21 protein-coding genes and 1 tRNA gene are annotated in these 21,908 nt (G+C 61.8%); 11 read left to right on the top strand and 11 right to left on the bottom strand.

The features are described 5' to 3' along the window. Positions 1 to 4: 4 nt before the first annotated feature. Together AC1DYC_RS25905 and rpoZ are read right to left on the bottom strand one after the other, a co-directional pair. On the bottom strand, positions 5 to 2,236 hold the full coding sequence (locus AC1DYC_RS25905; RefSeq protein ID WP_477402274.1) for a RelA/SpoT family protein: 2,232 nt from the start codon (positions 2,234 to 2,236) through the stop codon (positions 5 to 7). A 128-nt stretch (positions 2,237 to 2,364) separates the two neighbouring features. Next, a complete protein-coding gene (rpoZ, locus tag AC1DYC_RS25910) occupies positions 2,365 to 2,766 on the bottom strand; it encodes a DNA-directed RNA polymerase subunit omega (RefSeq protein ID WP_477410600.1) in 402 nt (133 codons plus the stop codon). A gap of 319 nt (positions 2,767 to 3,085) precedes the next feature. Between rpoZ and AC1DYC_RS25915 the strand changes: the two genes are divergently transcribed. Both AC1DYC_RS25915 and AC1DYC_RS25920 read left to right on the top strand, forming a co-directional pair. Beyond that, positions 3,086 to 3,667: a LabA-like NYN domain-containing protein gene (locus tag AC1DYC_RS25915; protein WP_477410601.1), complete on the top strand. Its 582-nt coding sequence runs from the start codon at positions 3,086 to 3,088 to the stop codon at positions 3,665 to 3,667. 12 nt (positions 3,668 to 3,679) lie between these two features. Continuing rightward, a complete protein-coding gene (locus AC1DYC_RS25920; RefSeq protein ID WP_477410602.1) occupies positions 3,680 to 4,330 on the top strand; it encodes a uracil-DNA glycosylase in 651 nt (216 codons plus the stop codon). A gap of 7 nt (positions 4,331 to 4,337) precedes the next feature. Here AC1DYC_RS25920 and AC1DYC_RS25925 read toward each other — a convergent pair whose 3' ends face one another. Beyond that, positions 4,338 to 5,351 carry a zinc-binding alcohol dehydrogenase family protein gene (locus AC1DYC_RS25925; RefSeq protein ID WP_477410603.1) on the bottom strand — a complete coding sequence of 338 codons (1,014 nt, stop codon included), beginning with the start codon at positions 5,349 to 5,351 and terminating at the stop codon, positions 4,338 to 4,340. Positions 5,352 to 5,460: 109 nt separating this feature from the next. On the opposite strand from AC1DYC_RS25925, the gene AC1DYC_RS25930 reads away from it, so the two are divergent. Beyond that, a complete protein-coding gene (locus tag AC1DYC_RS25930) occupies positions 5,461 to 5,820 on the top strand; it encodes a winged helix-turn-helix transcriptional regulator (RefSeq protein ID WP_477410604.1) in 360 nt (119 codons plus the stop codon). A gap of 16 nt (positions 5,821 to 5,836) precedes the next feature. Here the strand turns inward: AC1DYC_RS25930 and AC1DYC_RS25935 are convergent, their stop codons facing one another. Beyond that, complete coding sequence (locus AC1DYC_RS25935) at positions 5,837 to 6,310, bottom strand: Lrp/AsnC family transcriptional regulator (RefSeq protein ID WP_142867694.1); 474 nt, start codon at positions 6,308 to 6,310, stop codon at positions 5,837 to 5,839. Positions 6,311 to 6,461: 151 nt separating this feature from the next. Between AC1DYC_RS25935 and AC1DYC_RS25940 the strand changes: the two genes are divergently transcribed. Then, entirely contained in the window at positions 6,462 to 7,361 is a 900-nt protein-coding gene (locus AC1DYC_RS25940) for a DMT family transporter (protein WP_477410605.1), read from the top strand. Position 7,362: 1 nt separating this feature from the next. Here AC1DYC_RS25940 and AC1DYC_RS25945 read toward each other — a convergent pair whose 3' ends face one another. The 3 genes from AC1DYC_RS25945 to dapA all read right to left on the bottom strand — a co-directional run bounded on the left by AC1DYC_RS25945 (position 7,363) and on the right by dapA (position 9,561). Beyond that, on the bottom strand, positions 7,363 to 8,091 hold the full coding sequence (locus AC1DYC_RS25945) for a glycoside hydrolase family 25 protein (protein ID WP_477410606.1): 729 nt from the start codon (positions 8,089 to 8,091) through the stop codon (positions 7,363 to 7,365). Positions 8,092 to 8,174: 83 nt separating this feature from the next. Beyond that, on the bottom strand, positions 8,175 to 8,654 hold the full coding sequence (smpB, locus tag AC1DYC_RS25950; protein WP_025583626.1) for an SsrA-binding protein SmpB: 480 nt from the start codon (positions 8,652 to 8,654) through the stop codon (positions 8,175 to 8,177). A gap of 25 nt (positions 8,655 to 8,679) precedes the next feature. After that, positions 8,680 to 9,561, bottom strand: a complete 882-nt coding sequence (gene dapA, locus AC1DYC_RS25955; protein ID WP_477410607.1) for a 4-hydroxy-tetrahydrodipicolinate synthase — start codon at positions 9,559 to 9,561, stop codon at positions 8,680 to 8,682. Between the two features lie 247 nt (positions 9,562 to 9,808). On the opposite strand from dapA, the gene AC1DYC_RS25960 reads away from it, so the two are divergent. Beyond that, positions 9,809 to 11,857 carry a lytic transglycosylase domain-containing protein gene (locus tag AC1DYC_RS25960; RefSeq protein WP_477410608.1) on the top strand — a complete coding sequence of 683 codons (2,049 nt, stop codon included), beginning with the start codon at positions 9,809 to 9,811 and terminating at the stop codon, positions 11,855 to 11,857. A 230-nt stretch (positions 11,858 to 12,087) separates the two neighbouring features. Next, positions 12,088 to 12,978 carry an alpha/beta fold hydrolase gene (locus AC1DYC_RS25965; RefSeq protein ID WP_477410609.1) on the top strand — a complete coding sequence of 297 codons (891 nt, stop codon included), beginning with the start codon at positions 12,088 to 12,090 and terminating at the stop codon, positions 12,976 to 12,978. 68 nt (positions 12,979 to 13,046) lie between these two features. Here AC1DYC_RS25965 and AC1DYC_RS25970 read toward each other — a convergent pair whose 3' ends face one another. Next, a complete protein-coding gene (locus AC1DYC_RS25970; RefSeq protein ID WP_477410610.1) occupies positions 13,047 to 14,069 on the bottom strand; it encodes a tyrosine-type recombinase/integrase in 1,023 nt (340 codons plus the stop codon). Positions 14,070 to 14,358: 289 nt separating this feature from the next. Then, positions 14,359 to 15,552 carry a porin gene (locus AC1DYC_RS25975; RefSeq protein ID WP_477410611.1) on the bottom strand — a complete coding sequence of 398 codons (1,194 nt, stop codon included), beginning with the start codon at positions 15,550 to 15,552 and terminating at the stop codon, positions 14,359 to 14,361. Between the two features lie 463 nt (positions 15,553 to 16,015). Between AC1DYC_RS25975 and AC1DYC_RS25980 the strand changes: the two genes are divergently transcribed. The 3 genes from AC1DYC_RS25980 to AC1DYC_RS25990 all read left to right on the top strand — a co-directional run bounded on the left by AC1DYC_RS25980 (position 16,016) and on the right by AC1DYC_RS25990 (position 17,731). Then, positions 16,016 to 16,106, top strand: a tRNA-Ser gene (locus AC1DYC_RS25980). A 95-nt stretch (positions 16,107 to 16,201) separates the two neighbouring features. After that, complete coding sequence (locus AC1DYC_RS25985; protein ID WP_477410612.1) at positions 16,202 to 16,453, top strand: GIY-YIG nuclease family protein; 252 nt, start codon at positions 16,202 to 16,204, stop codon at positions 16,451 to 16,453. 99 nt (positions 16,454 to 16,552) lie between these two features. Continuing rightward, positions 16,553 to 17,731 carry a porin gene (locus AC1DYC_RS25990; protein WP_477410613.1) on the top strand — a complete coding sequence of 393 codons (1,179 nt, stop codon included), beginning with the start codon at positions 16,553 to 16,555 and terminating at the stop codon, positions 17,729 to 17,731. A 189-nt stretch (positions 17,732 to 17,920) separates the two neighbouring features. Here the strand turns inward: AC1DYC_RS25990 and AC1DYC_RS25995 are convergent, their stop codons facing one another. Further along, positions 17,921 to 19,591 carry a tetratricopeptide repeat-containing sulfotransferase family protein gene (locus AC1DYC_RS25995; RefSeq protein ID WP_477410614.1) on the bottom strand — a complete coding sequence of 557 codons (1,671 nt, stop codon included), beginning with the start codon at positions 19,589 to 19,591 and terminating at the stop codon, positions 17,921 to 17,923. 109 nt (positions 19,592 to 19,700) lie between these two features. On the opposite strand from AC1DYC_RS25995, the gene AC1DYC_RS26000 reads away from it, so the two are divergent. Beyond that, positions 19,701 to 20,813, top strand: coding sequence for a pyridoxal phosphate-dependent aminotransferase (locus tag AC1DYC_RS26000; RefSeq protein WP_477410615.1), 1,113 nt, complete (start codon positions 19,701 to 19,703; stop codon positions 20,811 to 20,813). 59 nt (positions 20,814 to 20,872) lie between these two features. Here AC1DYC_RS26000 and AC1DYC_RS26005 read toward each other — a convergent pair whose 3' ends face one another. Beyond that, a complete protein-coding gene (locus AC1DYC_RS26005) occupies positions 20,873 to 21,409 on the bottom strand; it encodes a MarR family winged helix-turn-helix transcriptional regulator (RefSeq protein WP_477410616.1) in 537 nt (178 codons plus the stop codon). A gap of 197 nt (positions 21,410 to 21,606) precedes the next feature. On the opposite strand from AC1DYC_RS26005, the gene AC1DYC_RS26010 reads away from it, so the two are divergent. Next, positions 21,607 to 21,891, top strand: a complete 285-nt coding sequence (locus tag AC1DYC_RS26010; protein ID WP_477410617.1) for an acylphosphatase — start codon at positions 21,607 to 21,609, stop codon at positions 21,889 to 21,891. Positions 21,892 to 21,908 lie beyond the last annotated feature (17 nt).

The raw sequence follows: 21,908 nt of genomic DNA on the forward strand, positions 1-21,908 counted from the left end.
GTGGTTAGCCGTTGACGCGCCGCGCATCGCTGACGCTCGAATTGTCCTTGAGCTGCGACAGCAGCCGGTTGAGGTGCTTCAGATCCCAGACTTCGAGATCGATCAGCATTTCGGTGAAGTCAGGCGCGGTGCGCACCATCGACAGCGTATGGATGTTGGCATCGTTCGAGGCAACCACCTGGGCGATGTCGGCCAACGACCCCGGCGCGTTGATGGCGGTGACTGAAACACGCGCCGGGAAACGCTCCTTGGTCTGCTCGTCAATGTCCCAGCGCACATCGATCCAGCGCTCCGGCTGGTCGTCGAAGGCCTGCAGCGCCGGCGACTGGATGGGATAGATGGTGATGCCGGTGCCCGGCTGGACGATGCCGACGATGCGGTCGCCGGGCACCGCCCCTTCCGGCGCGAAGCGCACCGGCAGGTCGCCGCGCACGCCGCGGATCGGCACAGCGCCATCGCGCGGCTGGTCCTTGTCCTTGCGCGCGGCGCGCGTGCCGGGCATCTGGAACAGCATGCCGGCAGCGTTGCGGATCTTCGACCAGCCCTCCTCGCGCTGCTTGGGGGCGCTGACGGTGACGCGCTCGTCCTTGTAGTCGGGGAAGACCGCCTTCATCACGTCGGTGGAGGCCAGTTCGCCGCGCCCAACCGAGGCCAGCACATCCTCGATGTCCTTGCGCGCCAGCCGGTGCAGCACCGGCTTCAGGTTTTCCTTGGTGAAGGTCTTGCCGGCGCGCTCGAAGGCACGCTCGAGGATGCGGGCGCCGAGACCCGAATATTGCTTGCGGATGGCGTTCTTGGTGGCGCGGCGGATGGCCGAGCGCGCCTTGCCGGTGACGACGACCGACTCCCACGCCGCCGGCGGCACCTGCGCCTTCGAGCGGATGATCTCGACTTCGTCGCCGTTCTTGAGCTCCGTCATCAGCGGCATGATGCGGCCATTGACCTTGGCCCCGACGCAGGTATCGCCGACATCGGTGTGCACGGCATAGGCGAAGTCGATGGGGGTGGCGCCGCGCGGAAGCGCGATCAGCATGCCTTTCGGCGTGAAGCAGAACACCTGGTCCTGGAACAGCTCGAGCTTGGTGTTTTCGAGGAAGTCTTCCGGGTTGTCGCCTTCGGCCAGCTGCTCGATGGTTCGCCGCAGCCAGGCATAGGCATTGGTTTCTTTCGAGATCGCATGGCCGGCGCCATTCGTCTTGCCGCCGGTGTCCTTGTAGATCGAATGCGCGGCAACGCCATATTCGGCGATTTTGTTCATCTCGCGGGTGCGGATCTGCAGTTCGACGCGCTGGCGCGACGGGCCGACGATGGTGGTGTGGATCGAGCGGTAGTCGTTCTGCTTCGGCGTCGAGATGTAGTCCTTGAAGCGGCCGGGCACCATCGACCATGTCGTGTGGATGGCGCCGAGCGCGCGATAGCAATCTTCGACGCTGTCGACGACGACGCGGAAGCCGAAGATATCGGAGAGCTGCTCGAAGGACAGCGCCTTGGCCTCCATCTTGCGGAACACCGACCACGGCTTCTTCTGCCGGCTCTTCACGCCGGCGTTGATGGCATGCTTCTCAAACAGCGCCGACAGCGCCTTCTCAATGTCGGTCAGCACGCCCTTGTTGCGCTCGAAGATCTCGGCAAGCCGCGCGGTGACGGCGCGGTAGGCTTCCGGATTGATGAAGCGGAAGGCGATCTCTTCCAGCTCCTCGCGCATGCCCTGCATGCCCATGCGGCCGGCCAGCGGCGCGTAGATGTCCATCGTCTCCTCGGCGATGCGCAGGCGCTTGGCCTCGGGCATGTGGTCGAGGGTGCGCATGTTGTGCAGACGGTCGGCGAGCTTGACCAGGAGGACGCGGACATCCTCCGAGATGGCCAGCAGCAGCTTGCGCAGGTTCTCCGCCTGCTCGGCCTTCTTGGAGACGAGATCAAGCTTCTTCAGCTTGGTCAGGCCCTCGACCAGCTTGCCCATTTCCGGGCCGAACAGATCGTCGATCTCGGCCCGCGTCGCGGTGGTGTCCTCGATCGTGTCGTGCAGCAGGGCGACCGCGATCGTTGCCTCGTCCATGTGCATTTCGGTGAGGATGGCGGCGACTTCGAGCGGATGCGAGAAATAGGGATCGCCGGAGGCGCGCTTCTGGTGGCCATGCTTCTGCATGGCGTAGACATAGGCCTTGTTGAGCAACGCCTCGTTGACGTCAGGCTTGTAGCGCGCGACGCGCTCGACAAGCTCATACTGACGCATCATGGGCGGGTTCTCTCGGTGCTGAAATGATTGATGCGCCGCACTAGCGTACGGCGCATCTCATAGATAGCCACGAAACTGACGGGACGGAAGTGCCGGAACCATATTCCCGGCAGATCCAGAGCGTCCGCTTAGTAGTCGTCGCTCTTTTCCGGGGGTACCAGACCCTCGATGCCGGCCAGCAGGTCTTCCTCGGTCATGCGATCGAAGGTGACGTTGTCTTCGGCGTCGTCGGCATCGGTTGCCGTGACCGCGTTGCCGGTCTGGTCGGCGATCGCCTCGCCGTCGGCTTCCGGCTCGTCAACCTCGACATGCTTCTGCAGCGAGTGGATCAGATCTTCCTTGAGGTCGTCGGGCGACAGCGTCTCATCGGCGATCTCGCGCAGCGCCACGACCGGGTTCTTGTCGTTGTCGCGCGGCACGGTGATCGGCGCGCCCTGGCTGATCTGGCGGGCACGATGGCCGGCGAGCAGCACGAGCTCGAAGCGGTTGTCGACCTTGTCGATGCAGTCTTCAACGGTTACGCGGGCCATTGATTGCCCCTTTCATGCCTGGATTTGATGGAAAACAGGCGCGGTCCATAACCCGAACGCCGCCAAAATACAAGCATTATGGCGCTGCTGCCTCGGCGCCGTACCAACGCCGGTCAAATGCCCACCGGTGAAGCCTGTCCGCCCGCGACGATACGGCCCCCGATCACAATTGCTTGCAGTCAGCCCTGGCACCCTTGGATTGCCGCAAAACTGGCGCTATCTCGGTTGACGAAAGGTCAGCCGGTTTATTTACGAGCCGACCGATATATCAGACCCATTTCGATTAGTCCGCCACCTATTTCGAAAAAGGAATATTGCCATGTTCGACCCCCGTGAAAAAATCGCTCTTTTCATCGACGGCGCCAATCTTTACGCCACCTCGCGCGCACTTGGCTTCGACATAGACTACCGCAAACTGCTGTCCAGCTTTCAAAAGCGCGGCTATCTGCTGCGCGCTTACTACTACACCGCATTGGTCGAGGATCAGGAATACTCCTCGATACGTCCCTTGATCGACTGGCTCGACTATAATGGCTTCAAGGTGGTGACCAAGCCGGCCAAGGAATTCACCGACTCGACCGGCCGCCGCAAGATCAAGGGGAACATGGACATCGAATTGACCGTCGATGCGCTCGAACTTGCCGATGTCGTCGACCACTATGTCATCTTCTCCGGCGATGGCGATTTCCGCACCCTGGTCGAGGCGCTGCAGCGGCGCGGCCGCAAGGTCTCGATCGTCTCCACCATGGCCTCGCAGCCGCCGATGATCTCGGATGATCTGCGCCGCCAGGCCGACCACTTCATCGACCTGACCTCGCTGAAGAACGAGGTCGGCCGCGATCCTTCCGAGCGGCCGGTGCGCCGGCCCGAGCCGGCGGACGTCGAAGAGGAAGATTATTGAGAAGCGGCCGCCTTGAACGCCGCTTCCGAACCCGACCGCGACTGTCCGCTCTGCCCGCGCCTGCATGATTTCATCGCAGACTGGCGACAGCGCGAGCCGTCCTGGTTCAACGCGCCGGTGCCGACCTTCCTGCCGCCGGAGGGTGACGAGGCCGTCGAGTTGCTGATCGTCGGGCTGGCGCCTGGCCTCCGCGGCGCCAACCGCACCGGGCGGCCTTTCACCGGCGACTATGCCGGCGACCTGCTCTATTCCACGCTGATCGCCCACGGCTTTGCCCGCGGCGAGTTCAAGGCGCGGCCGGATGACGGGCTGCAGCTTGTGGGCACCGCGATCACCAATGCCGTGCGTTGCGTGCCGCCGGAGAACAAGCCGGTCGGCGCCGAGATCGCCACTTGCCGCGGTTTTTTGGTGCCGACGATCGCGCGCTTTCCCAGGCTGCGCGCCGTGCTGGCGCTGGGTTCGATAGCGCATCAGTCGACAGTCCGGGCGCTCGGCCAGCGCGTCGCCGCCTATCCGTTCAAGCATGGTGGCCGGCTCGAGGCCGGCACCGTGACGCTGTTTTCCAGCTACCACTGCTCGCGCTACAACACCAACACCGGTGTCTTGACCGAAGCCATGTTCGTCAGGGTCTTCAGCGACATCGCGGAATTCCTGCGGACATAGTTGCCCTTCAAAACCCCGCCAGCACGATCTTGCCCTTGACCTTGCCGGTCTCGATCAGCGCGTGGGCACGCTTCAGATTGGCGGCATTGATAGTGCCCAACGTCTCGCCCAAAGTGGTGCGGATTGTGCCGGCATCGACAAGGCGTGCCAGTTCGTTGAGATGCTCGCCCTGCGCGTCCATGTCAGGCGTTTCATAGAGCGAACGGGTGAACATCAGCTCCCAATGGACCGAAACGCTCTTGCGCTTGAACGGATTGATGTCGAGCGTCTGGGGGTCGTCGATCAGGCCGAAACGGCCCTGTGGCGCGATCAGTTCGACGATCTCGGCCAAGTGCTTGTCGGTGTTGGTGGTCGAGAACACGAAGGCCGGGGCACCGATGCCGAGGGCTGCAACCTGAGCGGCGAGCGGCTTGGAATGGTCGATGACATGGTGGGCGCCAAGGCCAAGCACCCAGTCGCTTGTTTCCGGCCGGGATGCGGTGGCGATCACCGTCAGACCGGTCAGCTGGCGGGCAAGCTGGACCGCAATCGAACCGACACCGCCGGCGCCGCCGATGATCAGGATGGTATTTGCGGCGCCGACGACAGGCTTCTTCACATCGAGGCGGTCAAACAGGGCCTCGAAGGCGGTGATCGCCGTCAGCGGCAGCGCCGCCGCTGACGCGTAGTCGAGCGAACTCGGCTTGCGGCCGACAAGGCGCTCGTCGACGAGGTGGAACTCGGCGTTGGTGCCTTGCAGCGGCAGTGCACCGGAATAGAAGACGTCGTCGCCGGGCTTGAACAGGCTGGCATCCGAACCTGTGGCGACAACCCGGCCGGCGGCGTCCCAACCGAGCACGCGCCAGCTTCCGGCTTCGGGCTTGACGCCTTTGCGGATCTTGGTGTCGACCGGGTTGACCGAGATCGCCTTCACCTCGACCAGCAACTGGCGGGCTTTCGGCTCCGGCTTTGGCAGGTCGATGTCGACGAGGGAGGCCTCATCGGTGATGGGGGCTGGGATTTGATAGCCGACGGCGCGCATCTGATCTCCACGATTTCTGTTGGGTGTTGTTCGGGGCAGAGATGCGGCTTATGTTGGCAACGCGCAAGAATGCACATATAAAGCACATAGTGTCGAAAAGGATACCGTCATGCCGCGCATCCGCCATGAGCGATTCGATTGCAGCCCCGGCTGTGCCGTGGAAGGAACGCTGCGCTATATCGACGGCAAATGGAAAGGCGTCGTGCTCTACCATCTGTTGGAAGGCACAATGCGCTTCAACGAGATACGCCGGCGCATTCCCAACTGCACCCAGCGCATGTTGACCAACCAGTTGCGTGAACTCGAGATGGACGGGCTCATCGCCCGCAAGGTCTATGCGCAGGTGCCGCCGAAGGTCGAGTACAGCCTGACACCGCGCGGCCGAAGCCTGGAGCCGGTGATCACCGCCCTGAAAGTCTGGGGCGATGCGAATGTGACGCTAGCGCCGGCCGTTTCCCAGGCGGCCTGACTTCAGGCGGCCCGTCTCACACCGGCAGCAGCGCGTCCGGCTTTACGTCCGATATCGACGCATAGGTGTGTGTTTCCCTGACGCCCGGCAGCGGCAGGATCACGCGTTTGAGAAAATCCTGATAGGCGGCCATTTCCGAAATACGCGCCTTGACCAGATAGTCGAAGCCGCCGACGACCATATGGCATTCCAGCACTTCGGGGGCTTTCGCCACCGCTTCAGCGAAACGGTCGAACACATGTGGCGCCGCCTGGTCGAGTCTGACTTCGATGAAGACGAGCGTGCCGCGGCCGATTTTTTGCGGATTGAGCACGGCCCGGACCGCGGTGATGAACCCGTCACGAAACAGGCGCTTCACCCGCTGGCTGGCGCCAGTCGGCGACAGGCCGACGCGGGCAGCGAGATCGAGCGTGGTGCGGCGCCCGTCCTCCTGCAGCAGCCGCAGCAGGCTGCGGTCAATGGCGTCGAGTTGATCGGATTCATGATTCACGCTTGTGGCACCCCTTATGTGTGACTTTCACTTCCCAATCGCAAAAACAGCATATTTTGTCGCACCATTTTCAACAATAGGCTGCGCTTTCAACGATAGCCGCTGGAGGAAGAAGCTTCCGCCGGCAGGATCGAGCGGGATGAGACTGCGCGTGGCAGAGGACCGAAACACGAAGCCGGCAATTCTTGCCGGCCTGGCGATGATCGGCATTTACGCCGTGCAGTTCGTCGCTGCCCGCTTCAGCCTGCGGGAGCATCTGACGGCAACCGATCTCGCGACCTTGCGCTTTGTCGGCGCCGGCATGGTCATGCTCCCGGTCGTCTGGAGAAGCGGCCTGGCGACTATCAAGACATTGGGCCGGAGGCGTGCGTTGGCGCTGGCGGCGCTCGCCGGACTGCCCTACCCGATCATCATCAATTGGGGCCTGACCTATGCACCGGCCGCGCATGGCGCGGCACTCTGCCCCGCCTCGATTGTGTTTTTCTCATTCGTGCTGTCGCACATCGCCACCACGGACAAGGCCTCACGCCGGCGGACCATCGGCGTCGCCGCCATCATTGCCGGGTTGATCCTATTCATTGCGCCGGCGCGTAGCGACAGCGGCATGAAGGATGTCCTCTTCGGCGATCTTCTGTTCATCGCATCGGGCGCGATGTTTGCCGCCTATGCCGTTCTGGTGCGGCGCTGGCGCGTCGATCCGGTTGCGGCGACCGCGACGGTCGTGCTGCTGTCATGCGTGCCGCTGCCGCTGCTTTATTTGTTTGCTCCAAGCGGCCTGCGCGCCGCATCAGTGGGCGAGATCGCCAGCCAGATCGTCATTCAAGGGTTTTTGGCAGGTGCGGCCGCCATGTTCCTCTACACCTATGTCGTCAGACAGCTGGGGTCGCAAACGGCATCGCTGTTCATGCCATGCGTGCCGATCGCAACGGTCTTGATCGCCATGACGGTGCTCGGCGAAACGCCGACCGGCACCCAGTTCGCCGCCATCCTGATCATGGCTGCGGGGATGGCCTTTTCGGCCATCGCCAGACCTGTGGCCAAGACTGCCTGATTCAGGGCGATGGCGACGGTTGTGCGGATGGCGCAAACAACTCGGCCAGCGTTTGCTGCCCGCCCTGCAGCACATTGAGGTCGACATCGCCCTCGATGCCGGCGACCCGGCCCATATTGTGGTACTGCCAGTAGATCCAGCCGTCCTCGCTCGGTTTGATCGCCAGCGAGCGCAGCCAGCGCCGACGCACAGCTATCTGTCCGAGATAGGCCTCCTCGGCCTCGTCAGTCAGGTAGATGATCGCCGGCTTGCCGAACGCGGCTTCAACCGGCCCGAGGAACGCCTGAAGTTCGGCTCTCAGTTGCTGCGGCGACGGGCGTAGCGGGCAATTGCCGCCGAATTCGATGTCGACGACCGGCGGCAGCAGCGGCTGGTCGTGCGGCACGACCGAGATAAAGTTCTTCGCCTGGTCGGCGCCCGGCCTGCAGAAAGTGAAGAAATGATAGGCGCCGACCGCAAGACCGGCCGCGCGCGCCTCGCGCAGATTCTTGGCAAAGGCATCGTCGACATGGTCGCCGCCCTCGGTCGCCTTGATGACGGCGAAGGCAACATCGTCGGCGGCGACGCGCCGCCAGTCGATCTCACCCTGATGATGGGAAACGTCGATGCCCCTGACCGGATAGCTGTCGCGATCCGGCGAGAAGGTCTGGAAATAGAAGAAGCCGCCTGCCGCGATGAGGCCCACAACGACCAGACTGGCCGCACCCCAGAGGATGATCCGGTTCTTCAAGCCTCTCCCCGTCGTCTATAGCTGCTGTGGCTGTTCGAGACTTGAAAGCCGATGTCCGGCTTTTCTGGGGCTGACCGAAGTTCTTAGCCCCGTTCCTTGAGCAATCGGCCCTTCTCGCGCGACCAGTCGCGCTGCTTTTCGGTCTCGCGCTTGTCGTGCAGTTTCTTGCCGCGGCCGACAGCGAGCAGAAGCTTGGCGCGACCCTGATCGTTGAAATAAATCTTCAGCGGCACCAGCGTCATGCCTTCGCGCTCGATGCTCTGCGACAGCTTTGCCATCTCGCGCTTGTTGAGCAGCAGCTTGCGCCGCCGCCTAGGCTCGTGGTTGAAGCGGTTGGCCTGCAGATATTCCGGCAGGTAGGAATTGATCAGCCAGATCTCGCCACCCTCGACCGAGGCATAGCTGTCCTGGATGTTGGCCTGGCCCTGGCGCAGCGACTTGACCTCGGTTCCGGTCAGCACAAGGCCGGCCTCGACCGTGTCGAGCACCTCATAGGAAAACCGCGCCTTGCGGTTTTCCGCAACGGTCTTGTTGTTGGGATCAGCTTTTCTGACTTGATTCATGATGTGGAGAGGTGGCGCCTCATCCTCAATTTATCAAGCCGGCGTGCTTCATCGCCGCATCGATCTTCTCGGCGGTCGATGCCTCGATCGTCACCAGCGGCGAGCGCACCACATTCTCGACCTTGCCAATCTTCGACAGCGCGTATTTGACGCCGCACAGGCCGGGCTCGAGGAAGATCGCCTTGTGCAGCGGCAAGAGGCGGTCCTGCAATTCCAGCGCCTTGGCGCTGTCGCCGGACAGTGTCGCTTCCTGGAATTCGGCGCAGAGCCGCGGCGCGACATTCGACGTCACCGAGATGCAGCCGACGCCGCCATGGGCATTGAAGCCGAGCGCGGAGGCATCCTCGCCCGAAAGCTGGATGAAATCCTTGCCGCAGGTGGCGCGCTGTTCGGACACACGCTCGACCTTGCCGGTAGCATCCTTGACGCCGATGATGTTCTTGAAGTCGTGCGCCAGCCGGCCCATCGTGTCGGGCATCATGTCGATCACCGAGCGCGGCGGGATGTTGTAGATGATGATCGGCAGGCTGGTCGCCCTGGCGACAGCCGCGAAATGCTCATAGAGGCCGCGCTGCGTCGGCTTGTTGTAATAGGGCGTGACGACCAATGCCGCGTCGGCGCCCGCCTGTTCGGCATATTGCACCAGGCCGACCGCTTCCGCGGTGTTGTTGGAGCCGGCGCCGGCGACGACGGGAGCGCGGCCCTTGGCGACCTCGATGCAGACCTTGACGACATGGCGATGCTCGTCATGCGACAGCGTCGGCGACTCACCAGTGGTGCCGACCGGGACGAGGCCCGTAGTGCCCTCTGCGAGCTGCCATTCGACGAAAGCGCGAAAGGCTTTCTCGTCGAAACGCCCGCTCTTTTCGAACGGTGTCACGAGCGCAGTAAGCGAGCCTCTCAGCATGTCGTCCAACTCCTTGGGACTTCTAGGGTTTCTTGACGTGTTTTAGCGTCGGCGCCTTCTAGCCGAAAGCGAAGCCGCGCACCATAGTCTCGACACTGTTCAGCGGCAAGCATGGCGATGGTGCCAGCGAGCGCAATTCGAACAGCCTCGATAACCCTTTGTTTACGGGCTCTTCACGACCTAAGTCTAGGCTCTCAGGCACCTGGGCTTGCCATCTAAAGTGCCGCAACAGGGAAAGATCAGGACCATGCCGGCCAGTCGGCCCCTCCGCTTCGCATTGCTTGGCGCCGTTGCCCTGCTGATAGCGGGGACGGCGGCGAACGAGAGCGTCGATGAGCTGACGACCTCATCGATCCCGATGCCCAGTCTACAGGATAAGGGCCTGCAGGACGGAACGCAGACTGATGCGCCTTCCGCCAGTATCATCGTGTTGAAAGGCGGTCTCGACGCATTGGCGACCGGCGATATTGCCGCGGCACGCGCCGTGCGCGAAACATTGCCGGCCAACTCGCTGGACCGCCATATCCTTGCTTGGGCGATCGCGCTCTATGGCGGCGACCGGGTGCCGAGCAGCGAGATTGCCGATACCGCAAAGATGCTGCCGACCTGGCCGGGCACCATCGCCTTGCGCAAGAACAGCGAGCGCGCGCTCTACCGGGAAAGCCCGTCGCCGCAGACCGTGGTGAAAGCCTTTGACGGAAGCCAGCCATTGACCTTCGAAGGTGTGGTGATCCTTGCTCGCTCCTATGTGGCGCTTGGCAACACCAAGGCGGCGCTCTCGGTTTTGTCGCCGTTCTGGCGCACCGAAAAGCTGGAAGCCAGGGACGAGGCGGCCGTCATCAGCGAGTTTGGCGCCATCATCCCGGCTGCCGACCATCGTTTCCGCATGGAACGCATGTTTTATGCCGACCGGGAGAATTCGGCGCTGCGGGTCGCAGCCCTTGCCGGCGCGCAACCGCTGGCCGATGCTTGGGCCGCCGCCTCGCGTGGCGACAAGATCACGGCCAAGCTGTTGAAGGCGGTGCCCGTCGAGCAGCGTTCGGCCGGCTATTTCTTCGCGCAAGCCGAATATCTGCGCAAGCAGCGGAAGTTTGCTGACGCCGCCGCAGTGGTGATGAAAGCGCCAACCGATCGCGACGCGCTGGTCGATCCCGATGCCTGGTGGGTCGAGCGCCGCGTGCTGTCGCGCGCACTGGTCGACCAGGGCGATTGGAAGACCGCCTACAAGATCGTTGCCGCGCATGCCGCCGAAAGCTCCGCCAGTGCCGCCGAGGCCGAATTCCACGCCGGCTGGTATGCGCTGCGAGGCCTCAACGATCCCGGCACCGCGTCCGGACATTTTGCCCGCATCGCCGATCTTGCGCAGGGGCCGATGTCGCTGTCGCGCGCCTATTACTGGCTTGGCCGCGCGGCAGAAGTCGGCGGTCCCGGCGATGCGAAGAGCTATTTCACCAAAGCGGCCACCTATGGCACCACTTTCTACGGGCAGCTGGCGGCGGAACGGGTTGGTTTGCGCACGCTGAACATCGTCTATCCCGAGCCAAGCGCCGCAGACCGCCAAAGCTTTGACGGCCGCGAGGCTGTCAGCGCCATCAAGCGGCTGCAGGAGGCGGGCTATGACCGCTATGCCGAGACGCTCTACCGCGACCTCGCCGGACAGTTGACCAGCCCCGGCGAACTGGCGCTGCTGGCCGTGCTGGCGGAAAAGCAGGGCAATCATTTCATGGCGCTGAAGGTCGGCAAGATCGCCGGGGCGCGCGGCATCGATGTCGGCGCGCTGTCGCATCCACTCGGCGTCATTCCCGACACCGCCGACATTTCCGGCTCGGGCAAGGCACTGGCCTATGCCATTGCGCGCCAGGAAAGCGAGTTCAATGTCGGCGCCGTCTCCAGCGCCGGCGCGCGCGGCCTGCTGCAGCTGATGCCGGGCACCGCAAAGCAATTGGCGAAAAAGGCGGGATTGATCTTTTCGCAGGATCGGCTGACCAGCGATGCCGGCTACAACGCAACGCTGGGCGCGGCGTTCCTCGGCGAGCAGCTCGACCGCTTCGATGGCTCCTATGTGCTGACCTTCGCCGGCTACAATGCCGGCCCCAACCGCGCCGCCCAATGGGTGGCCAAATATGGCGACCCGCGCGGCAAGGACATCGACGCCGTCGTCGACTGGATCGAGCGGATTCCCTACACGGAAACCAGAAGCTACGTGCAGCGCGTGATGGAGAATTACGAAGTCTACAAGATGCGCATTTCGGGGAAGTATGACATTGTCGGCGATCTGGTGAACGGGCGGAGTTGAGGGCTCCCTCCCTTCTCCCCTTGTGGGAGAAGGTGGCCTCGCGAAGCGAGGTCGGATGAGGGGTGTTCCAGGGAACACCAACGTCTCACTCCGCTGGAACACCCCTCATCCGTCTCGGCGCTGCGCGCCGATCCACCTTCCCCCACAAGGGGGGAAGGGAAGACCTTATTTGACCGCTCCACCCCTCACCTGTAGCAGTCGGCGACGATCCGACCAGGGAACCCCTTCAGATGTCGAGCACGGACGGCTTTTCCGACTTTTTCTACACAGCGCCAGATGGGCTCAGGCTTCACGCCCGCGTCTATGGCGAGACGAATTCGCCAGCGTGGCCGGTGGTCTGTCTGCCCGGACTGACCCGCAACGCGCGCGATTTTCATGAGCTCGCGCTTTACCTGTCGAAGCGGGCTGATAATCCGCGCAAGGTCATCGCCTTCGACTATCGCGGCCGCGGCCTGTCGGCCTACGACCCTGATATCAGCCACTACAATGTCGGCATCGAGGCCGGTGACATCCTCGCAGGGCTGGCCGCTCTGAACGTTGAGGAAGCGGCCTTCATCGGCACGTCGCGCGGCGGGTTGATCATTCATGTGCTCGGTGCGCTGCGGCCGGCGGCGCTGAAAGCCATTGTGCTGAACGACATCGGCCCCGTGATCGAGGCTGCGGGTCTGGCTCACATCCAAACCTATCTCGACCCGGCGCCGAAACCGAAGAGCCGGACCGAGGCTATTGAGGCGCAACGCGTCGCGCATGGCGCGGATTTTCCCGCCCTCACCTTGCCGGATTGGGATCGGATGGTGTCGGCCCTCTACCGTGAGACCGATCAGGGGCTGCTGCCGGATTTCGACCCACGGCTGGTCGAGACGGTGGCGGGCCTGGACCTCAGCAAGCCGCTTCCGGATCTGTGGCCGCAGTTCGAGGCGCTGGTGGCCATACCACTGCTTGCCATACGCGGTGCCAACTCGAAACTTCTGTCGGTGGAGACATTGGAAGAGATGGGCAAGCGCCATCCCGGCATGGAAGCGATCACGGTCGAGGGCCAGGGCCACGCCCCCTTCCTGGACACAGGCTATCTGCCCGGCGCCATTGCAGCTTTCCTGCTGAAGGCACAGAATGCAGCTTAGATAAAGTAAGCCCCAAGATCAAATATGATCCTGGGGTTTCCGTTCCAGTATATGAACGCTCGACAGAACTATTTGGCTTTCGAGCTTTTCCTGGGCGCCTTGGCCGGCTTCGCCGCAGCCGCTTCGCTCTTTTTTGTCGGCGCTGCCGCTGAAACCGTGGTCAACGGCGATGCGAAGGCCGAGCTTTCGCCCGACGGCCCCTCGCCGCGCGGCGTTTCCAGCACGACGACACAGCCGTCGAGATCGTTGGTGGCCAGATGCGCGTAGCGCATGGTCATCGAAAGCGTCTGGTGGCCGAGCCACATCTGCACGCGCCGGATGTCGATGCCGCCCTGGACCAGACGCGAAGCGCAGGTGTGGCGCAAGATGTGCGGAACCACCTGGTCGTCGGCGCCGAGACCGACCTCGGCTTTCGCATCGTTCCAGATGGCGCGAAACTGCGCCTGGCTGAGTTTGGTGAACGGACCCTTGGGCCTGCGGCCCTCTGAAGGCGGCAGTTTGATCACCTCTTTGACCCGTTCGGTCATCGGAATGGTGCGGCTGCGGCCGGATTTGGTGATCCAGAACGAGACGCGGTGTTCCTGGATATCGTTCCAGATCAGTCCGAGCGCTTCGCCGAGGCGGCAGCCGGTGTCGACGAGGAAGACGGAGAGACGATAGGCGTCCTCGCTGCGGCTCTTGATGGCGGCGAACAACCTTGCCTCTTCGTCCCTTTCGAGGAAACGAATGCGTCCCGCCCGCTCCTTCTGGCGGCGGAACTCGGGCAGGCTGTGGATATCCCCCATCTTGTAAGCCTTGCGCAGCAGTTTGCTGAGGGCAGCCATCTTTCGATTGATGGTTGCGTTGCTGTTGCCGCGCTGGCGCAAGGTGCCAATAAGGTTGTCGAGGGTGCTCTGGTCGAAGGCGCTGAACCGTTCTCCGAGGAGAATCTCGTCTATTTCGCCGATGAAGGAACTGACATTGTATTTATGCCGCCCATCATCCCAGAGTATGTCCCGGTATGCTGAAAAAAGCTCTCCGACCCTGTGCGACTTTACTTCTCTGATCTTGTTGTAGCTGTATTTTATCTTCGAGGTTTGAGAAGAGAACATTGAGAAATGTTCGGAGGGATCACCCTCTTGTATCGCTTCGATGGTCATCAAATGCCACACCCCCGAGTGGATAGAGTCAGACCTACCCGCTTGGAAGCGTCCTTTCAAGAGATTTAATCACGCAGTTGTGAATTCATCCGCCCATCAGCGGATCCCACGAACTCACCCTTACGGACTGTTCAGCTGCCGATTCCCCCTTTTCCTTCTGCTTGTCTTGACCCAGTCACGAAACAAAACAGCCCGGGCGTTGAAGCGCCCGGGCTGGTATTCACCTGTATAAAGCCAGCCCTTAGAACGAGCGCTGGAAGCGGAGCATGCCGCCGATGGCGTCGTCGTCGCCGGCACCAATATTGGTCCAGTTGTGGTTCGTGCCACGCGTATCGACTTCATCAATTTTGCCTGCATTGATGTAGTCGACTTCGGCCGTGATCGTCAGGCCGGGGACGATGTCGTAGGCGATGTTCGCGGCGACGCCGAGGTTCTCACCTTCGTCATACGAGACCTGGGCGTTGAACGAGGTTTTCTCGTTGATGGTGTAGGTGCCACCAGCCCAGACTGCCCAATTGCCGTCCCACTGCTTGTAGAAGCCGCGGCCGCCGGCTGCCAAGGCATAGCTCGTATCCGTGTAGTTGTCGTCGGTGCCGTAGCCGCCCATGATGAAGAGCGACAGGTTCTGCATCGGGGTGATGTCCAAACGAACCTTGCCGGCGACTTCTTCGTAGCTGCTGTCATAAGCGATGACGCCGGTGATGGCGCCCCAGCCCTGCGTGTACTTCACGCCGCCGACGACATGCGGAACGTAGCTGTCGATCGTACCCTTGCCGTAGGAACCATCAGTGCCGCCGCCCGAGCCTTCTTCGAGCGAGAGAACGGCGGAGAAGCCGTTGCCAGCGTCGAAGTAGTACTGGATGACGTTGGTGTCGAAATCGCCATAGGGAACCAGCGTATCCTGGATGACGTTGCCGGCGTAACCGATGAACGTGTTGAAGGCCGATTCGTCCTTACCGACACGCAGGCCACCGAGCTGAATCCAGGCGAAGTTCAGCGAGACGCCCGAGTTGCCAGCAAAATTGTCATCGGTGGTGGAATTGGCGGCATAGTCGTTGCGGTTGCCGAAATTCCAGCGAGTCTCGGTATAGGTCTTCAAGGTGCCGAGTTCAGTTTCCTGGCCGGTCCAGGTCTTCAGCGTGAAGCGGGCCTTCTTGCGCCAGGTATCATTCTCGTCGCCATCCTTCACGTCGAGGGTCTTGGCACCATCGAACGAGCCGACATCGCCGCCGCTGATGTCGTAGCGGACATAGCCGCCGATGCGCAGGCAGGTTTCGGTGCCGGGGATGTAGAAGTAGCCCGAGCCGTAAACGTCGCAAATCTTGACGTATTCAGCCGGTTCCGGCTCGGCGACGACGACGGCGTCGGCGGCGCGCGCACCGGAAACTGCGATCAAGGCCGCAGCGGAGCCGAGAAGAAGGCTCTTGATGTTCATTTTCTGACCTCCAGTCAAAAGTTAAAAAACGGGTCTGGGTATTCTTTGCTGAAGGACAGCGTTCCCTGCCCCATCCCCACTACCGAAAAAGATGCGCACCGCGCCGCTCCTTCGAATTCGACATTACCCATGAGGCGGCGGCGTTCAACCACGATCGTACCGGCAAAAGGCCTATCCGGGCGCTATCCCCTGGCGTTGTTGCACAAATGACACGATTTGGCCTCAGTCAGAAAGCTCTCATTAACTATCGAAGAGCGCGGAAGCCTTGGCCAGGGCCTCGAAATACGGCCGAATCCGGCAATCGCCGGCCGAAAATGCGGTTCCGTCGCCGACTCGCTGGCCAAGGAGCTGCCGCAGAATCGCCGCATGCGAAGGGGCTGCAGCAGCCGAATCCGGATTTTTCACGGATAATGGCGCCGGCTTGTTGATTGTGCCGGCGCTTTTCTTTATCCACCGGCGCAACGGAGAGGTGGCCGAGTGGTCGAAGGCGCTCCCCTGCTAAGGGAGTAGAGGTCAAAAGCTTCTCGTGGGTTCGAATCCCATCCTCTCCGCCACCCTACGCCCTGCGGGCTTCGGGTGGCAGGCCACCCGGAACCGCATTTTGGGCGTAGGAGTGTCGCCCGAAGCTACGAAGTAGCGTAGGGGGACCATGTGGTACGTCTACTTCCTGCAGCTCCATAACGGCGATGTCTATGTCGGATCGACAAATGACCTTCGACGCCGATTCGAATCTCACCGATCAGGCCATGTGGCGTCGACAAAGGCTCACCTGCCTGTGGCCTTGAAGGCCTATATCGGAGTTGAAACCGAGGCCAACGCACGGCAGCTCGAGCGATATTTCAAGACCGGGTCAGGCAAGGCTTTTGCGAGCAAGCGGTTTTTTGCGAACAGCTCCAACTGACCGCCAAAGAGGCTCATCTGCTTGAAATAAAACAGAAAAGAAGGGCAACGACCTGCTTTTCACTGACCTCCGCTTCCGATTCTGACTGGAGGTCAGAAAATGAACATCAAGAGCCTTCTTCTCGGCTCCGCTGCGGCCTTGATCGCAGTTTCCGGTGCGCGCGCCGCCGACGCCGTCGTCGTCGTCGAGCCGGAACCGGCTGAATACGTCAAGATTTGCGACGTTTACGGCTCGGGCTACTTCTACATCCCCGGCACCGAAACCTGCCTGCGCATCGGCGGCTATGTCCGCTACGACATCGGCGTCGGCGACGTCGGTTCGTTCGACGGCGCGAAGTCCTTCGACCATAAGGACGGCGACGAGCAGGATACCTTCTACAAGAACGCCCGCTTCACGCTGAAGACCTGGACCGGCCAGGAAACCGAACTCGGCACCTTGAAGACCTACACCGAGACCCGCTTCAACTTCGGCAACCGGAACAACTACGGCGGCTTCAGCACCTCCGGCGACCCGATCGGCAACCCGGCCGGCAACAAGAATGTCTCGCTGAACTTCGCCTGGATCCAGCTCGGCGGCCTGCGTGTCGGCAAGGACGAATCGGCCTTCGATACGTTCATCGGCTACGCCGGCAACGTCATCCAGGATACGATCGTTCCTTACGGCGACTTCGACACCAACGTCGTCCAGTACTATTTCGACGCGGGCAACGGCTTCTCGGCCGTCGTTTCGCTCGAAGAAGGCTCGGGCGTCGTGGGAACCATCGACAGCTACGTTCCGCATGTCGTCGGCGGCGTGAAGTACATGCAGGGCTGGGGCGCCATCACCGGCGTTGTTGCCTATGACAGCAACTATGAAGAAGTCGCCGGCAAGGTCCGTGTGGACTGGAACGTGACCAACGAACTGTCACTGTTCGGTATGGCCGGCTATGGCAGCGACGACAATCTCAATGACCCGAGCAACTTCATCGACGCCCACGACCGCGGCTTCTACAAGATCTGGGGCGGCAACTGGGCGTTCTGGGCCGGCGGCACCTACAAGTTCAACGAGAAGACCTCGTTCAACCTCCAGGTGTCGGGCGATGAGGACAAGAACTATGGCGTGGCGGCGAACGTCGCTTACGACGTTGTTCCCGGCTTCACGGTAACGGCCGAAGTCGACTACGATCATTTCGGCAAGTTTGACCAATGGAACGCGGACCATTCCTCGACCGTCAACTTCACCAATGCAGACGGCAAGAACAGCGTCGGCGGTCTCCTCCGCTTCCAGCGCTCGTTCTAACAGGTCACGCCTGATTGAAGACAGAAACCCGGCGGGCAACCGCCGGGTTTCTGCTGATATGCACCGGCCGTCATGTGCCTTGGTTCCAATCGGCAACATGGTAAGGCTCGCGCGCAGCGCGCCAACCATTCCGTGGCCACGGCCCGAGCGATCGATGTGAATCGCCGATCCTAATCCAGACGATAGCAGTCAAACCTTGGCAAGATCGCCCAATGCCTCGATCAGTGGCTGGATCTCGCTTTCGTAATTCGTCCACCGCTTGACGGACGACGTATAGATCGGCTGGCGCACCTGCCAATTGCTATAGGTCTTTACGGAGCCGCCCCGGTCAAAAAAGCGCAAGCAGCTATCGTCCCAAGGTAGTCCGAGATAATCTATGAGACGGCGCGACTGCTTCTCTTGATTTTCAATCAACGTCTCGTACCGGTTTTCGAAGATACGGCCCGGGAAAATCTTGTCCCAATGCCGCATCAGACGATCATACTCCCGGTAGTAAAGCCCCAGTGTCTCCAGATCGGCGCTATAGCTATGCCCTTCGCTGAGTTGCAGGACAAAACAGGAGATGCAGTTGTCAATGGCGTCGCGGCGACAATGAATGATGCGCGCGTTGGGGAAAAGGATGCCAATCAGGCCGACCAGCTCGAAATTGTGAGGCATCTTGTCGACAATTCGACGCGCATCCGGGGCCCGCTCGCGCAGGTAGGCAAGATGCTCCGCAGCCAGCGCCCTGGACAGCTGTGGAGTCATCGATGCGATCGCCTCACCCGGGCTTATGTCGGAACCATGCCTAAGACCGAGCCCATTCGATGTGCGCCCAAGCTTTGCTAACTCGCCGGCGCCATGAACATTGGGATGGCTGGCGCAGATCTGCTCAGTCAGTGTTGTGCCCGAGCGAGGCATCCCGACTACGAACACGGGCACCTCCGAGGCATTGCCAGAAGCAGTCCTAGAAGCCACCAGATCCGGTGTAAAGGTTTCGATCAGGGCATCCACCCAACGACGGTAGGATTGCACATCGAAGCTCTGGCCGCCGGCTTGATTTCCTTTTTTGAAGTGATCCATCGCCTCCTTGTAGCGACGGAGGTCGTTTAGCAGCTTTCCCGCCGCATGATGAAGCGCCGCCGCTCCCTCGGATCCGTGGTCGGCGTCCTGAAGCTCCGTCAGGATCGCCGCGAGTTCTGGTGGCTCTTCAGTGAACTTGCGCGTGCGTACAAGTGCATTGTAGGCAGCAGGTACCGCGATACGCCGATCTATTGCCTCTTTGAGACGAACGGCGGCTTCGTCCATACGGCCGAGGCTTGCCAGCGCACGAGGCAGCCCCAATCGGGCCTCGGGATGATCCGGGTCGATCCTGAGCGCCTTCTCAAAAAGCGGCAGCGCCATTTCGCCCTTGTCAAACGAATTGTATGCATCGCCCAAGGCGCAAAGCGCTTCCACCAGATCCGGCTTCAATGCCAGTGCGTACTGAATGTGTTCAATCGCCGGTGTAAACTCGCTGAGCCTCAAATAGGCTTGACCGAGGCTTAGGTGGTAGTAGGGATTTCGAGGCTCCTGCGCGATCGCCCGACCAAAATACCGCAGGACCTTTTCCTCGTCGTACCCGATCCCCATCGTCCCTAGTATATAGAGGGCCAGCGGATGTTCGGGCGTTCTCGCCAGAACGCGATGACAGAGCTCTTCCGCCTCAGGCAATCGTTTCTCTTGCTGGAACTCGAGCGCCTGCCTCAACATCATATCGTCGCGAGACGGAGCCGCCTTTGTGGGCTGAGGTTTCGGCTGCCCAACCTTCGGCGGCGCGCCCTTCGGCGATGCTTGGGTTTTAAGGTGCTTGGCCCAAGCGGGTGGCAATCGGTTGCTCATTCCATTTCGCTAGCAAAACGGATCGGCGAAATCCAGTGCGGCATTGTCATCTTGCGCCCAACATGCCTCCACGCTAGCAAGAAGGCCCTTTTCGAGTGAGCCTTTTGCCATGCGCCAGCGCCCTGCCCTCACGCCGCTTGTCGGCGCGCTTCCCTCTACGGTGCCGTTTGTCGGGCCTGAAGCGCAGGAGCGTGACCGCGGCCGCCCGTTTCGCGCTCGCATCGGCGCCAATGAGAGCAGTTTCGGGCCGTCGCCGCGCGTCATCGCCCGCATGGAGAGCGTTGCGCGTGACCAGTGGATGTATTGCGACCCCGACAATTACGATCTGAAGCAGGCGGCGGCCCGCCATCTCGGCGTCGGTGCCGAAAACGTGGTGGTGGGCGAAGGCATAGACGGGCTGCTCAGTCTGGTTGCGCGCATGTATGCGGCGCCCGGCGATGCCGTGGTAACCTCGCTCGGCGCCTATCCGACCTTCAACTTCCACATCGCCGGTGTCGGCGGCCGGCTGGTCACCGTGCCTTACGAAAACGACAAGGAAAGCCTGGACGGCCTGCTCACAGCTGTCGCCAGGGAAAAAGCACCACTGGTCTATCTCTCCAACCCCGACAATCCGATGGGCAGCTGGTGGGACGCGGGCGATATCTCCCGCTTCATCGAAGCGTTGCCGGAAACCACGATGCTGGTTCTCGACGAGGCCTATGGCGAGTTGGGGCCGGCCTCGACACTGCCGCCGATCGATGTCGCGCGGCCCAATGTCATCCGCATGCGCACCTTCTCCAAGGCCTACGGGCTGGCCGGCATTCGCTGCGGTTACGCGGTGGCGGAGGCTGAGGTGATCCGCGATTTCGAGAAGATCCGCAACCATTACGGCGTGAGCCGCATGGCGCAGATCGCCGGCGTCGAAGCGCTTGCCGACCAGGACTGGCTGCACAGCGTGGTGGCGCGGGTCGCTGCCGGACGCACACGTATAGCGGGGATTGCCGAGGCGAACGGACTGAAGCCGCTGCCGTCGGCGACCAATTTCGTCACCATAGACTGCGGCCAGGACGGCGCCTTCGCGCTGAAGGTGCTGCAAAACCTTTTGTCGCGCGACGTCTTCATCCGCAAGCCAATGGCGCCAGGGCTCGACCGCTGCATCCGGGTCAGCGTCGGCCTCGATCATGAGCTCGACATTTTTGCCGAGGAACTGCTCGGCGCGCTGGCGGCGGCTCGCGGGAACTAGACCGGACTGCCTGCGGCAAGCCTACCCAGCGGCGGCCTCGATCAGCAAGCGGATCGGCATCAGCCGACCGTCAGCAGAGCCTGCGAATCCTTCGCGCCACCACCGAGCAGCCGCGTGACGCGCTTCAGCGCATCTGAAAGCTCGGCCGCTTCATCATCGGCGAGACCGGCAGTCAGACAGGCGAGGTCACGATTCGCCGCCGCTTGAAGTGTGGCCAGTGCGGCACTGCCCCGGGCCGTCAGCGACAGAATCCGTCGACGCCGATCGTCCGGGTCGGCACGCAGCTCGGTCAGGCCAGCGGCCATGAATTTCCTCAGGATCCGCATGAGATGGGCCGGCGGGAGCTGGAGTTCGCCGGCAAGGGCCGATGCAACAGGCGCAAGATCGAGATGGAACGCCCTCGCCAAAAATCCCGATTCGCCGCCGGGGCCAGCAGAAACGTCAGCTGGCCGGTGGCCGAGTTCGAACAGCACCCTGGCTTCGGTGAGCGTGTAGGCGCTCTGCGTCAGCGTCTCGTCGAGCAGCCCGACCAGGCAGGTGTAGAACCTGTTGAAGCCGCGTATCTCGGCAATCAACGCATTTCGATCGACTGGCATGTGAGGCACCTTTCTCCGAAACATTTCCGCAGTGTCCGACCTTCATCGCATTAGTTGATTTAGTCAACCATTTGCTGGACGACGTCATTCACCTCAAAGGCGCGATCCTGATCCTGTCCCATCTAGTTGCAATCCAACCACTCAAGCCTGTTGCTTTCGTCCAATCCTGCGCCAGACTCTGTGCATGGGAGATAACGATGGATGACCGGCAAAAGGCGGTGCAGGCGCGCGTCTACGGCAAGGTACAAGGCGTCGGCTACCGGGTGTGGGCGCGACACGAAGCGATCGGGCTCGGCCTTACGGGTTGGGTGCGCAACGAACGGGACGGCACGGTGACGGCCTGGATTGCCGGTGCCGATGCTGGGGTTTCGACAATGGTCGAACGGCTGCGGCAAGGACCTATGGGAGCTTCCGTTTCGAAGGTCGAGACCGAGGAATTCGAACTCCGTGACGCGCCCATCGACTTTCGGATCATCGTCTAGACGGCACGATTTTGATT

The organism is Mesorhizobium sp. P2_E7, assembly GCF_056403855.1.